Origin of the sequence: Xanthomonas sp. MLO165 (assembly GCF_018831305.1) — a bacterium.
GTDB lineage: Bacteria > Pseudomonadota > Gammaproteobacteria > Xanthomonadales > Xanthomonadaceae > Xanthomonas > Xanthomonas arboricola.
The window spans coordinates 1833530-1846610 of sequence record NZ_CP029263.1; the positions used below are offsets into that span (position 1 = coordinate 1833530).

General features: G+C 66.8%; 13 protein-coding genes. 6 read left to right on the forward strand and 7 right to left on the reverse strand.

All coding sequences use genetic code 11. The annotated features are described in order from the left end of the window. The first annotated feature begins 2 nt into the window (after window positions 1-2). The gene (hutC, locus tag DGN21_RS07955) at window positions 3-776 is read left to right on the forward strand and encodes a histidine utilization repressor (protein ID WP_164738875.1); all 774 of its coding nucleotides are present in this window, start codon (window positions 3-5) and stop codon (window positions 774-776) included. A gap of 41 nt (window positions 777-817) precedes the next feature. On the opposite strand, the gene DGN21_RS07960 is transcribed toward hutC, so the two are convergent. The 3 genes from DGN21_RS07960 to DGN21_RS07970 form a co-directional block, all read right to left on the reverse strand. Next, window positions 818-1822, reverse strand: coding sequence for a restriction endonuclease (locus DGN21_RS07960; protein ID WP_160954986.1), 1005 nt, complete (start codon window positions 1820-1822; stop codon window positions 818-820). Window positions 1823-2054: 232 nt separating this feature from the next. Then, window positions 2055-2609 carry a phasin family protein gene (locus DGN21_RS07965; RefSeq protein WP_126965606.1) on the reverse strand — a complete coding sequence of 185 codons (555 nt, stop codon included), beginning with the start codon at window positions 2607-2609 and terminating at the stop codon, window positions 2055-2057. 183 nt (window positions 2610-2792) lie between these two features. Further along, the gene (locus tag DGN21_RS07970; protein ID WP_026064847.1) at window positions 2793-3068 is read right to left on the reverse strand and encodes a polyhydroxyalkanoic acid system family protein; all 276 of its coding nucleotides are present in this window, start codon (window positions 3066-3068) and stop codon (window positions 2793-2795) included. A 173-nt stretch (window positions 3069-3241) separates the two neighbouring features. Between DGN21_RS07970 and DGN21_RS07975 the strand changes: the two genes are divergently transcribed. Further along, a complete protein-coding gene (locus DGN21_RS07975; protein ID WP_065032371.1) occupies window positions 3242-4051 on the forward strand; it encodes an FHA domain-containing protein in 810 nt (269 codons plus the stop codon). Here the strand turns inward: DGN21_RS07975 and msrQ are convergent. Together msrQ and msrP are read right to left on the reverse strand one after the other, a co-directional pair. Then, the gene (gene msrQ / locus DGN21_RS07980; RefSeq protein ID WP_065032370.1) at window positions 3993-4649 is read right to left on the reverse strand and encodes a protein-methionine-sulfoxide reductase heme-binding subunit MsrQ; all 657 of its coding nucleotides are present in this window, start codon (window positions 4647-4649) and stop codon (window positions 3993-3995) included. The genes DGN21_RS07975 and msrQ overlap by 59 nt on opposite strands. Before the next feature lie 130 nt (window positions 4650-4779). After that, a complete protein-coding gene (gene msrP / locus DGN21_RS07985; RefSeq protein WP_024940184.1) occupies window positions 4780-5748 on the reverse strand; it encodes a protein-methionine-sulfoxide reductase catalytic subunit MsrP in 969 nt (322 codons plus the stop codon). Between the two features lie 178 nt (window positions 5749-5926). On the opposite strand from msrP, the gene serC reads away from it, so the two are divergent. The 3 genes from serC to aroA all read left to right on the forward strand — a co-directional run bounded on the left by serC (window position 5927) and on the right by aroA (window position 9723). Then, window positions 5927-7012, forward strand: coding sequence for a phosphoserine transaminase (gene serC, locus DGN21_RS07990; protein WP_039514318.1), 1086 nt, complete (start codon window positions 5927-5929; stop codon window positions 7010-7012). A 67-nt stretch (window positions 7013-7079) separates the two neighbouring features. Further along, window positions 7080-8282, forward strand: a complete 1203-nt coding sequence (gene pheA / locus DGN21_RS07995; RefSeq protein WP_126965607.1) for a prephenate dehydratase — start codon at window positions 7080-7082, stop codon at window positions 8280-8282. Window positions 8283-8409: 127 nt separating this feature from the next. After that, window positions 8410-9723 carry a 3-phosphoshikimate 1-carboxyvinyltransferase gene (gene aroA / locus DGN21_RS08000; protein WP_126965608.1) on the forward strand — a complete coding sequence of 438 codons (1314 nt, stop codon included), beginning with the start codon at window positions 8410-8412 and terminating at the stop codon, window positions 9721-9723. Between the two features lie 171 nt (window positions 9724-9894). Here the strand turns inward: aroA and DGN21_RS08005 are convergent, their stop codons facing one another. Continuing rightward, a complete protein-coding gene (locus tag DGN21_RS08005; RefSeq protein ID WP_065032393.1) occupies window positions 9895-10362 on the reverse strand; it encodes an energy transducer TonB in 468 nt (155 codons plus the stop codon). Between the two features lie 349 nt (window positions 10363-10711). Further along, a complete protein-coding gene (locus DGN21_RS08010) occupies window positions 10712-11374 on the reverse strand; it encodes an energy transducer TonB (protein WP_039520685.1) in 663 nt (220 codons plus the stop codon). Window positions 11375-11485: 111 nt separating this feature from the next. On the opposite strand from DGN21_RS08010, the gene serS reads away from it, so the two are divergent. Further along, window positions 11486-12766 (forward strand): serine--tRNA ligase, encoded by a 1281-nt coding sequence (gene serS, locus DGN21_RS08015; RefSeq protein ID WP_102252232.1) that lies wholly within the window; start codon window positions 11486-11488, stop codon window positions 12764-12766. Window positions 12767-13081: the final 315 nt, after the last annotated feature.

Here is a 13081-nt window from a genome sequence, read left to right on the forward strand (position 1 = left end):
GGATGCGCGCACAATGCGGGTCTGACCGGAGACCTGTTTTGACCGCCACCCCCACCGCCGCGCCCGGCACCCTGCATCAACGCATCCGGCAGGATCTGGAACGCCGCATCCACAGTGGCGACTGGCCGCCCGGTCACCGGGTGCCGCCCGAGCACGAGCTGATGGCGCAATACGGCTGTTCGCGCATGACCGTGAACAAGGTACTCGGCCTGCTTGCCGATGCCGGCATGATCGAACGCCGGCGCCGCACCGGCTCGTTCGTGGCGCGCCCGCATCCGCATCTGGAGCAGGTCGCGTTGTCGATCCCCGACATCGAAGTGGAGATGACCGCGCGCGGCCACCTCTACCGGTTCGCGCTGCTGTCGCGTCGACTGCGCAGCCCGCGCCTGCGCGTGCCGCAGGAGCGCGCCCTGGGCAGCAGCGGCAAGGTGCTGGCGCTGGAAAGCGTGCACCTGGCAGACGGCCGCCCGTTCGCGCTGGAGCAGCGGGTGATCGACATCACCACCGTGTCCGAGGCATTGCTGCAGGCGTTCACCGACGTGGCGCCGGGCAGTTGGTTGTTGCGCAACGTGCCGTGGACGCGCGCCGAGCACCGCATCAGCGCCGTCAATGCGGACGCCGCGCAAGCCGAACGCCTGCAGGTGGACGATGGCGCGGCCTGCCTGGTCATCGACCGCCACACCTGGCGCGGCGACCAGCCGGTCACCTATGTGCGGCAGCTGTTCCTGGGCGGATCCTACGACCTGGTTGCGCGGTTCGCACCGGGAATGCGCTGACCCTCAAGCCTCGCGCGCAGGCGCATGGGGCGATGCGTGAATCAGATCGTCGTGCACTGCCGCCAGCGCACCGCTTCGTCCACGCCGGGGCGCGGATTGAGTTGCACGCGCACGGTGCGCAGGTAGGGATAGCGCTGCAGTTCGCGGCAGATCAACGGCCACGCCGCCGCATCGTCAACCGAGCGATCCACCGCCAGCGTTGCCTGGGTGATCCAGATGCCGCGCACCAGGCCGGGCGTCTGTGCCAGCGCCTTGGACACCTCGCGCTGATAGCCCTGCATGGTTGCCGCATCCGGTTCGGCATCGCCTGCCAGTGGCGTCGATGCAGGCGGCGCCGCTGATGGCGGCGCGGCCTGCGGCGAGCTTGTGCCCTGCTGTGGGGGTGTTGCGGCGACCGCTGCGGCAGCGCCTGGGGCGGCCACCACCGCTGCCTGCTGCGCAGGCGCAGGTGGCTGCACCGGTTGCAAGGCCAGCACCGCGACTAGCGCCAGGGTCGCCAGCGCTGCACCGGCAATAAGGCTGTGACGGATCGCGCGACGGCGCGCCATGCCGACCACGCCGGTTTCCACATCGCCCGGCAGATACGGTTTGAGCAAGGGCCACAGGCGCACGCCATCCAGCACTTCGATGGACTGCTTCTCGGCGGCCGCCAGGCCTTCGCGTTCCATGCGGCCCTCGGTCACCATCACGCCGCCGCCCGCGCCGGCCAGCCGCGCCATCGCCCCCAGCTCGTTCACCGCTGCCACGCCGATGCGGTAGCCGCGCCCGTGCTTGCAGGCCACCAGGCGCGTGCCGTGCTCGGTCTGCATCATGAAGTCGGCCGTCGGCAGGCCGTCCTGCGGCACCTGCGTGGGTTGCCAGCCGCGTTGCTCCTGCAGCATGCGCTGCACCACGGCGGAAAAGTCGCGCCAGTGCATCGCCGCCAAGGCACGCACGCCCTCGCTGGTTTCGTTGGCACGGCGGCGCACCAGCCACACATACGCACACACTCCCAGCCAGAGCAGCAGGGAAGCCACAAGCGCCACAATCCAGGAAGGCATGAGCATCAAGCGAAGGTATGGAACGTATGACGAAGCGGTACGCCTAGAAGAATCTTTCGCCGCAGATTCGTCAATGGATCGCGAGCGGCGATACCACGCACCGTGATCCAGATAGCGAAAGACCCGCCAGTCCGAAGCCGTGAGGGGAGGGGAGCAAACGGACTTCGTATTACAGGACTGGCGGGTCCTTCCCGATTGTCTAAAAAATCATGCTGCTTTGCAACATCATCGGGCCGGCTTATTCACCATCGAATGCAGCATTGTTGGGACTGGAGCTGCCGCCGGCCGAGCCCGCGCCGGTGGTTTCGCTGCTGGCAGCCTGTGCGGCCTGATTGGCGGTGCGGTTGGCGCGCTTGGTCGCGGCAGTATTGGCGCGCACCTGGGCCTTGAGCGATTCCACCTCGCGACGCAGGTTTTCCAGTTCGTCCTGCTCGGGGATGTTGAGCGTGCGCAGCACGCCCTTGACGCGTTCGTCGAAGGCCTTGCCCAGCTTGTCCCAGCCGCGCACCGCAGTGTCGCGTGCCTGTTCGAACTGGGTTTCCACCTCTTCGCGCAGCTCATCGACGCTTTCGGCCGCCTTGCGCTGGCCGCTGCGCTCGTAGGCTGCGCCTTCGCGCACAAGCGAATCGAACAACTTGCCACCCTCGCTCTGCACCCTTCCCAGCGCACCGAGCCCGGCTAGCCACACCGTCTGCGCCGATTCGCCGAGCCGGCGCGAAATCTGTTCCGCCTGCGCCTGGAAGCCGTGCGCCGCATCGTCGCGCTTGCCGTTCTGATCGTATCCGGTCGTCATGGAATGCTCCTGTGGGTTGCCAAAGTGACGTTGCCTTCACCCTAGTCCCGGCACTGCATCGAGCAGGTGAAGCACGTCCAGAGCATCCGCCTGCCAAGGGCCGTGCGGGTGACTTGTCGCTGAAGCACCGGTGCGGTCGGGCTCTGGCAAGGCGATCAGGCCCGGACCAGCGACACGGCATGCTCAGGCGAGTTTTTCGGCCAGCAGGCGACGGATCTCCGACTCCACCATCGGCTGCATCGCCGACAACAGGAAGCCGAGCTCGGCGGTGACATGTACCTGCTGCGGCAGCAGGGTGATTGCCCCATCCACGCCAGCCCGCGCGATGCGCAAGGTATCGCCTTCCCAGTGCGAGGCGACGCCATAGCGATCGGTCAACTTGCGCGCCGCCGCGTCGATCGCTGCGCGGGCCTGGGCCGGCGACAAGGCATGGTCGTGGCGGATATCGATGCTGGACATGGGTTCCATGGGGAAGACGAAAGAAGCGTGCATTGTGCGCATGCGCGAGCCAGGCTCCAAGTGCGGCGCGCGTGTGGCCGAGCAGCGACGCACCTCGGTGCCGTACCTGCGTCGGCCGGACGCCGGTCACATTGTTGGCCGCGGCGCGGGGCAAACCTGCTAGGCTGCGGCGGGTGCGCGATCTGCAAGTTCATTTCACCCACCGGCAGCAGCCGGATCATTCCCTCAAGCCCGGCGTCCACCGGATCGTCCGCCATGCCTCTGGCAGTGTGCGGGTGGTTGCCGATGCGCAGGGAGCGTTGCTGTTGGCGCAGTTCTGCCTGGACCAGCGCGGGCTTTGGCTGCAGGTGGCCAACGGGATCCGCGGCATCCACGTCAACGGACGTCCGGTGCGGCGCATGGCGCTGTTGCGCCCCGGCGATGCGATCTACGCCGACGGCGTGGAGATGCTGCTGCGCAGTGCGCCGTCGAGCGCGCCGGCCAACGACGTTGCAGACGACGATGCCGGCCTGAGCGAGGTCTGCCTGTTGTTACGCGGGCTGGGCGGACGCCATCACGGGCGCAGCTTCACCCTGGACCGCTCACGCCTGGTCGGCAGCGACCCGGCGGCGGACATCGTCATCGACGACCCAGCCTTCGCCGCGCAGCACGCGCGTCTGGAACGCCACGGCGACCGCGTGCTGATCCGCGACCTGGGTTCGGAAGAAGGCAGCTGGATCAACGGCGTGCAGGTGCGCGACGGCTGGCTGCAGGCCGGCGACCAGGTGGTGTTTGATGCCCGCCATCGCTTTGTCGTGGAGGTGCCGCGCACCCATCACGGCACCACCTGGGACCTTCCCGAGTCGGAGCCGTTGCCGCCACCACGCGCGCCCGGCGAACCGGCACGTGCGCCTGTCAAAGTGGCGCGCTGGCCGTGGCTGCTGCTCAGCGCGGTGTTGCTGGCGGCGGCGTTGAGCGCCTTGCTGTGGTTCGGCGCGCGCTGAGTTTCTTCCAGATCCGCCAGCCCAACAGCACCGCCAGAATGCCGGCATATAGCGCCGGTTCGCGGATGTCGGATTTCACCAGCCACCAGAAATGCAGTACCGCCAGCAAGCCGATCGGGTAGATCAGCATGTGCAGGCGGCCCCAGTTGCGCTTGAGCCGCCGCATCCAGCCCTGGGTGGAGGTGATCGCCAGCGGCACCAGCAGCAGCCATGCCGCAAAGCCGACCGTGATGTAGGGGCGCTTGAGGATCTCCTCGAAGATCTGCGTCCAGAAGCCGCGCAGATCCAGGCTCAGGTAGGCCGCCAGATGCACGCTGGCGTAGAAGAATGCGTACAGCCCGAGCATGCGCCGGAATCGGATCAGCGTCGCCTGGCCGGTGAGCTGGCGCAGCGGCGTGATCGCCAGGGTGATCAACAGGAAGCGCAGCGCCCACAGCCCGGTGCGGTGCTCGATTTCGGCCACCGGATCGGCGCCCAGCGCATCGCTGCCGGTTTGCCATACCTGCCAGAACTGCCAGCCGAGCAAGGCGATCGGGGTCAGCGCGGCGACATGCACCAGGGTCTTGGCGGCGATCAGGGATGCGGAGGTCTTGGCCATGCGATCTCGAAGAAGGGAGCGATGCCGCGCGGGCATCAACATACATCGTAGGAGCGCACCCGGGCGCGACTGGCATTCCTGGTAACGCCCGTCGCGCCCGGGTGCGCTCCTACGCGGGGGACATCACTGCCTAGAACCACTTCTTCAGGTCCATCCCCGCGTACAGCGAGGCGACCTGGTCCGCATAGCCGTTGAACGGCTTGGTCGCGATGCGCTCGGCGAACAACTTGCTCGCGGTGCCGGCGATCCGGCGCTCGGTCTTCTGGCTCCAGCGTGGGTGATCCACCGCCGGATTGACGTTGGAAAAGAAGCCGTACTCGGACGGCTGCAGATCGTGCCACGCGGTTTCGGGCATCTTCTCGACAAAGCGGATTTCCACGATCGACTTGATGCTTTTGAAGCCGTACTTCCACGGCACCACCAGCCGCAGCGGCGCGCCGTTCTGCTGCGGCAGCGGCTTGCCGTACAGGCCGGTGGCCAGCAGGGTCAGCGGATGCATCGCTTCGTCGATGCGCAGGCCCTCGCGGTACGGCCAGTTGATCGAGCGGTAGCGCACGCCGGGCATCTGCTGCGGATCAGCCAGCGTGGTGAATGCCACGTACTTGGCCTTGGAGGTCGGCGCGAAGCGCTTGAGCACCTCGCCGAGCGGCACGCCCGTCCACGGAATCACCATCGACCAGCCTTCCACGCAGCGCAGCCGGTAGATGCGTTCCTCCGCGCTGATGCCCTTGAGCAACTCGTCCAGCGACAGACTGCCGGGCTTTTCGCATTCGCCGCTGACCTTCACCGACCACGGCGACAGCTTCAGGGTCTTGGCGGCTTTGGACGGGTCGGTCTTGTCGGTGCCGAACTCGTAGAAGTTGTTGTAGCTGGTGACGTCTTCCAGCCGGGTCAGTTCCTCGGCGGTACGGAAGCCGCTGCGCGCCTGCGCCGGGGTCACCACGGTCTTGGGCGGAGGCGGCGGATCGGCCTCGGCGCAGCCGGCCACGCCCAGCGCCGGGGTCAGCGCAAACAGCTGCAGCAGCCGGCGTCGGTCGCGGTAGACGGCCTCATCGGTGATCTCGCTGGACGGCGTCTTCAAGACATCGCGAAGGGACATGGCTCGCTCCTGACAGTGGCTACTGATGAGAATACCGGACCATGGTGATGACGCTGCCGATGGCCTACGCAAACCATACGTCGCCATGGGTGAGAAGGATGCACATGCAACTTTTCTGCAACGCTGCCAAGGCCGGTGCGCTGCGGCATACTAGAAGGCTAGCTCGCCAAGGTGTGCCATGACACGCGCGTTCAATTTCAGTGCCGGCCCTGCGACATTGCCGGAATCGGTCCTGCGCCAGGCGCAGGAAGAGATGGTCGAGTGGAACGGCGTCGGCGCCTCGATCGTGGAAATCAGCCACCGCAGCGCCGATTTCATGGCCGTGGCGGCCGCGGCCGAAGCCGATCTGCGCACCCTGTTGTCGATTCCCGACGATTACGCGGTGCTGTTCACCGCCGGTGGCGCCACCACCATCCAGGCGCTGCTGCCGCTGAATTTCGCCGCACCCGGCCAGGCCGCCGACTACGTGATCACCGGCCACTGGGGCAAGACCGCGATCAAGCAGGCGGCCACCTATGTGGATGCGCGCATTGCCGCAGACGGCCAGGCGGGCGGCTTCACCGACATTCCGCCGGTGGCCAGCTGGACCTTGTCGCCGCACTCGGCCTACGTACACATCACCGCCAACGAAACCATCCACGGCGTCGAGTTCCGCGACACCCCGGCAGTGGGCACGCTGCCGCTGTTCGCCGATTTCAGTTCGTCGATCGCCTCCGAGCCACTGGATGTCTCGCGCTACGGTCTGATCTATGCCGGCGCGCAGAAGAATCTGGGCCCGGTCGGGATCTCGGTGCTGATCGTGCGGCGCGAGTTACTCGAACGCGCCGGCCAGCCGCGCGCGGACATCTTCAACTACGCCTCGCATGCCGCCCGCGATTCGATGCTCAACACGCCGCCGACCTGGAACTGGTATCTGCTCGGACTCACCGTGAAGTGGATGCTGGAGCAGGGCGGGGTGGACGAGTTCGCCCGCCGCAACGCCGAAAAGGCCGCGCTGGTGTATGGCGCGATCGACGGCTCCGGCGGGTTCTATCGCAACCTGGTCAAGCCGGCGGTGCGTTCGCGCATGAACATCCCGTTCTTCCTGGCCGACGAGCAGCTGGATGCGTTGTTCGTCAGCGAATCCAAGGCAGCCGGTCTGTTGGCGCTGAAGGGGCACAAGGCGGTCGGCGGCATTCGCGCGTCCTTGTACAACGCGATGCCGGTGGCGGGCGCGCAGGCGCTGGCGAGCTTCATGCACGACTTCCAGCAGCGTCACGGCTGAGTCTTTCATTCGACCGCGGCGCGTGCCGCGCAGGCGCATGCGCCGCAATTTCAAGGAATGCCGAGCGATGGCTCCCAAGTCCAGCAAGCCCAGTGCCGCCACCGGCGGCAAGACCAAACCGGCAGGCAAGTCCGCCGCCAAGTCCGCGGCCAACGCCTCAGACAAGCGCGCGACCAAGCCGGCCACGGCTGCGCCGGTGCTGGCCGATGTGCGCGCCAAGATCGACGAGATCGACCGCACCATCCAGGCGTTGATCGCCGAACGCGCCAACTTTGCCCACCAGGTCGGCAAGGCCAAGGGCAAGCTCGCCGCAGCGGTGGATTACTACCGGCCCGAGCGCGAGGCGCAGGTGCTGCGCATGGTGGTGGACCGCAACGAGGGCCCGCTCAGCGATGAAGTGCTGGTGCACGTGTACCGCGAAATCATGTCCGCGTGCCTGGCCCAGCAGGAGCCGTTGAAGATCGGCTATCTCGGCCCGGAAGGCACCTTCAGCCAGCAGGCGGTGCTCAAGCACTTCGGCCGTTCGGCAGTCGGCCTGCCGATGGCAACCATCGAGGAAGTGTTCCAGGAAGTGGAAGCCGGCAATGCCGATTTCGGCGTGGTGCCGGTGGAAAATTCCGGCCAGGGCACCATCCAGGTCACCCTGGACATGTTCCTGACTTCCAACCTGAAAATCTGTGGCGAAGTCGAGCTGCGCGTGCATCAGTACCTGCTCTCGCGCAACGGCCGGCTGGAAGACATCGAGCGCATCTACGCGCATTCGCAGTCGTTTGCGCAGACCGCCGGTTGGCTGCGTTCGCACCTGCCTAAGGTCGAGAAGATCGCCGTCTCCAGCAATGCCGAAGGCGCACGCCGCGCCCGCAATGCCGAGGATGCCGCGGCGATCGGCGGCGAGAGCGCCGCGCATGTGTATGGCTTGAAGAAAGTCATCATGAAGTCGATCGAAGACGACGACGACAACACCACGCGTTTTCTGGTGATCGGCCGGCAGATCTTCCCCACCTCCGGGCATGACCGCACCTCGGTGCTGGTGTTCATCCACGACAAGCCAGGTGCGTTGTTCGACGTGCTCAGCCCGTTCGCGCGGCATGGCATCAGCATGAACCGCATCGAGTCGCGTCCCTCGCACCAGGCCAAGTGGGAATACGGCTTCTTCATCGACCTGGCCGGCCACGTGGAAGACGAGGCGATGAAGCAGGCGCTGGCCGAACTGGAAGTGCACTCGGCGCAGATCAAGGTGCTGGGCTCGTACCCGGTCGCCATTCCCTGAGCGCCGGGCGTCACGCCAGCGCCGTCCTGACAGGCGCGTCGTCACCGGCCGAGGTGACGGCAGCGCCACGACACTCTTCAACGCGCATCGCCGCACAGGGCGATGCCGCAGCAATCGGATCACACGCATGAGCAGCAGCACGCACCACTGGATCGCCCGGCAGGGCAGCGCATTGCAGGGCAGCCTGGCCATTCCCGGCGACAAGTCGGTCTCGCACCGCGCGGTGATGTTCGCCGCGCTGGCCGATGGCGTCTCGCAGATCGACGGCTTTCTCGAAGGCGAAGACACGCGCTCTACCGCGGCCATTTTCGCCCAGCTCGGTGTGCGCATCGACACGCCGTCGGCGTCGCAGCGCATCGTGCACGGCGTCGGCGTGGATGGCCTGCAGCCGCCCAGCCAGGCGCTGGACTGTGGCAACGCCGGCACCGGCATGCGTCTGCTCGCCGGCCTGCTGGCGGCGCAGCTTTTCGATAGCGAGTTGGTCGGCGATGCGTCGCTGTCCAAGCGCCCGATGCGGCGCGTGACCGGCCCGCTGGCACAAATGGGCGCGCGCATCGACACCGAGGACGACGGCACCCCGCCTCTGCGTGTGCATGGTGGTCAGGCCTTGCATGGCATTGACTTCGTCTCGCCGGTGGCCAGTGCGCAGGTCAAATCCGCGGTGTTGCTGGCGGGCCTGTATGCGCAGGGAGAGACGTCGGTCAGCGAGCCGCATCCCACCCGCGATTACACCGAGCGCATGTTGTCTGCGTTTGGTGTGGAAATCGATTTCTCGCCCGGCAAGGCGCGGTTGCGCGGTGGTCAGCGTCTGCGCGCCACCGATATCGCGGTGCCTGCGGATTTTTCATCGGCGGCGTTCTTCATCGTGGCAGCCAGCATCATTCCCGGTTCGGACGTGCTGCTGCGTGCGGTGGGCCTGAATCCACGTCGCACCGGGTTGCTGGCGGCACTGCGGCTGATGGGCGCGGATATCGCCGAAGAACGTCATGCCGAACATGGTGGCGAGCCGGTGGCCGATCTGCGCGTGCGCTACGCGCCGTTGCGGGGCGCACAGATTCCCGAAGCGCTGGTGCCGGACATGATCGACGAATTCCCGGCGCTGTTCGTGGCCGCCGCTGCCGCAACCGGGCAGACGGTGGTCACCGGCGCTGCCGAACTGCGGGTCAAGGAGTCCGACCGCCTTGCAGCCATGGCCACCGGGCTGCGCGCGCTGGGCGTGCGTGTGGACGAAACCCCGGATGGCGCCACCATTCACGGCGGCAGCGTCGGCAGCGGCGTGATCGAAAGCCATGGCGACCACCGCATCGCGATGGCGTTTGCCATTGCCGGGCAGCTGTCCACCGGCAGTGTGCGGGTCAATGACGTGGCCAATGTCGCAACCTCGTTTCCGGGCTTCGACAGCCTGGCGCGGGGCGCCGGTTTCGGGCTTGAAACGGCGTGAGTAGTGAAACGGCTTCGGTAGGAAAGACGGCAGTTCTCTTGCTGGTTGAGGACTGCTCTTCGGATGAGGAGCGGTCGACCAAAGGCGTCGTAACGCCTGTCAGTCGACGCTTGGATACCGCATTACAGCCAGCACGGCGCCACTGCGATCCGACTTGGTTGATGATCCCGCTCAGTGCTCGGCGGTGAACTCCACCGGCACCTGCACGCTGCTGACGACGGCGTGGCCATCGCGGGTGGCTGGCTCGAAACGCCACTGACGCAAGCTGTCCATCACCGCTGCATCCAGGCGCGGGTCATTGCTGCCGCTGCGATCGACGATGCTCACATCGCTCACCCGGCCTTGCACGTCCAGCTGCAGTCGCGCGGTGCGGCTGCCTGCGATCCCGGCCTGCGCGATGTCCGACGGGTAGCTCGGCACCGCATTGCCCGGCAGCGGAATCGCTTCTTGGGTGCTGATCGCCGCGCGCGCGGGTTGGTGCGCGATCATGGTCATCGCACGCGGACCCTCCGAGGTCGGCAGGATCTGGCGACTGGCCGCAGGCGCGGGGCGCGTGTCGGTCGCAAACGATTCATCGCTATGGCGGGCCCACCACCAGGTCGGCACCACCACCAGCAACGCCAGCAGGGTCGCCCACAGCCATGGCGAGGCGCCGTCGGCCGTGTCGTCGCCCACGCGGTCTTGCGCATGCACGGGGCGCTGCGGCAGTGCCTGGGTAGGGTGTGACGAAGGATTGGAGATGAAGGACATGGCCGGCCTCCTGGCGCATCTTTGGGATGACGTGGCCAGTCTGGTCGGCCTTGCCTGAGGGCCAGCTAAGGCAGGGCGCTCGGGAAGGTTTAAACGGCGGTAGACATTCAGCTTGGTCAAGCCGAGTCGGGGGCTGGTTCGCCCCGCCTTGTCCGGTTAACGCGCAGTGGTGTTCGTCGATTGCGGCAGTCTGGCCGCCGTCGTGTGCGGTGCGCACGACGCGGCGTATCGGCGGGGCTTACTGCGCCGGCTTGAACTCGAACGGGATATCCAGACTGCCGGCAATCGGCTGGCCGTTGCGCTGCGCCGGATGGAAGCGCCAGTGACGCACCGCTTCCATCGCGGCGCGGTCCAGATCGCGCGAGCCGCTGCGTTGCACCAGCGTCACCCCGCCCGGATTGCCCGCCGCGTCCACGTCCACCCGCACCACCACATCGCCGGCATCGCCGCGACGCAGGGCAGCCGAGGGATAGCGCGGCGGCGGCATCTGGCCCTGCATCGGCACCGGGCGATCTCCGCCTGCAGCCGCCGCGGTGTTTGCCGGTGCTGCGCCCGGCGCGCCGGGAACCGCGTCCTCCGGCAAGGGCGTCGGCGCGGGCGGGGCTGGCGGTGCAGTTTCCACCAGTGTCGGGGTTTCTTCGGGTGGTTTGGCCTGTGGCATGTCGCTGGCGCCGTCCTGGGCCGGCAGCGGCGCGGGCAGCGGCTGGATGTTGTCGTCGGCCTGCGCACCCGCAGCCGGTTGCGCCGGCGAGGCCTTGTAGAAGTCGTCCTTGCGGCCGGTGGCCCACACCAGCAGGAACAGCAGCAGGCCGGCAACGAAGGCGATACCGGCAATTTTCAGGGTGTGGCGGGGCAGTCGCAGGACAATCTGCCGATCGGACGCAGGGCGGGGCGCGGGCATAGGGCTCACCTGAAGGATCGGGCCAATTCTGGCATAGCGGCGGTGAATCGATCGCAGCAGGTGGCGGAACAGGCGATAATCTCGCGCTTCCTACCGACACACAGACTCCCGATGCTAGATCCGGCCCTGCTTCGCCAACATCCCGCCGACCTTGCCGAGCGCCTGCGCAGCACGCGCAGTTTCTCCCTGGACACCGCGGAACTGGAGTCGCTGGAAAGCGAGCGCAAGCGCATCCAGGTGCGCACGCAGGAGTTGCAGAGTCAGCGCAACTCCAAGTCCAAGGCGATCGGGCAGGCCAAGGCCAAGGGCGAGGATGTCACTGCGCTGATGGCCGAAGTGGCCGGTTTCGGCGATGAGCTCAAGGCCTCCGAAGACGCGTTGGAGGTGATTCGCGCCAAGCTGGAGACCATCGCGCTGGGCCTGCCCAATCTGCCGGCCGACGACGTGCCGCAGGGCAAGGACGAGAGCGAGAATGTCGAGCAGTCGCGCTGGGGCACGCCGCGCCAGTTCGACTTCCCAGTCAAGGACCATGTGGAACTCGGTGCACCGCACGGCTGGTTGGACGGCGAGACTGCCGCCAAGCTGTCGGGTGCGCGTTTCACTGTGCTGCGCGGGCCGGTCGCGCGGCTGCACCGCGCGCTGGCGCAATTCATGCTCGACCTGCATGTCGGCGAGCATGGCTATGAAGAAACCAACGTGCCGCTGCTGGTCAATGCCGAATCGATGCGCGGCACCGGGCAACTGCCCAAATTCGAGGACGACCTGTTTCAGACCGAAGTGGGCGAGTCGCGCCGCTATCTGATCCCCACCTCGGAAGTGCCGCTGACCAATATCGTGCGCGACGAAATCGTCGATGCCGAGCGTCTGCCATTGCGCATGACCGCGCATTCGATGTGCTTCCGCGCCGAAGCCGGCAGCGGTGGCCGCGACACGCGCGGCATGATCCGCCAGCACCAGTTCGAAAAAGTCGAACTGGTCACCGCCTGCGCACCGGAACACAGCGATGCCGAGCATCAGCGCATGACCCGCTGCGCCGAAGTGGTGCTGGAAAAACTCGGCCTGCCGTATCGCAAGGTGCTGCTGTGCACCGGCGACATGGGCTTCTCGGCGATCAAGACCTACGATCTGGAGGTGTGGCTGCCGTCGCAGGACACCTACCGCGAGATTTCGTCGTGCTCGAACTGCGGCGATTTCCAGGCGCGGCGCATGCATGCGCGCTGGCGCAACCCGGCCAGCGGCAAGCCGGAGCTGCTGCACACACTCAACGGCTCCGGCACTGCCGTGGGACGCGCGATGATCGCGGTGATGGAGAACTACCAGAACGCCGACGGCTCGATCGATGTGCCCGAGGTGCTGCGTCCATACATGGGCGGGCTCGAGCGGATCGGATAAGAGCGGCGGAGGCTCCGGCTGCGCGGTGTCCAGGCGGGCGCGGCCGATGCCTGGAATGGGCGTGTATCTTCATGCGCGATTTCGGGCAGGCAGGCAGCCTCGACTGGCGACTGCCAGCTCCGGCTCGCTCGTCAGCCTTGTTGAGCGTGTTGCTCGCGCGGCCGCTCAGCTGCCCAGGTTGCGATGGCGTAGCTGTTAGACATATTGATCAAGAACGGGGCCGTCACTGGCCCCGTTTGCATTTTCATGGAGCATGGCCTGTTGCGGCGCCTGGAAGACCCCGGCGGATCTAGCGAGCGCTACCTGCCGACATCT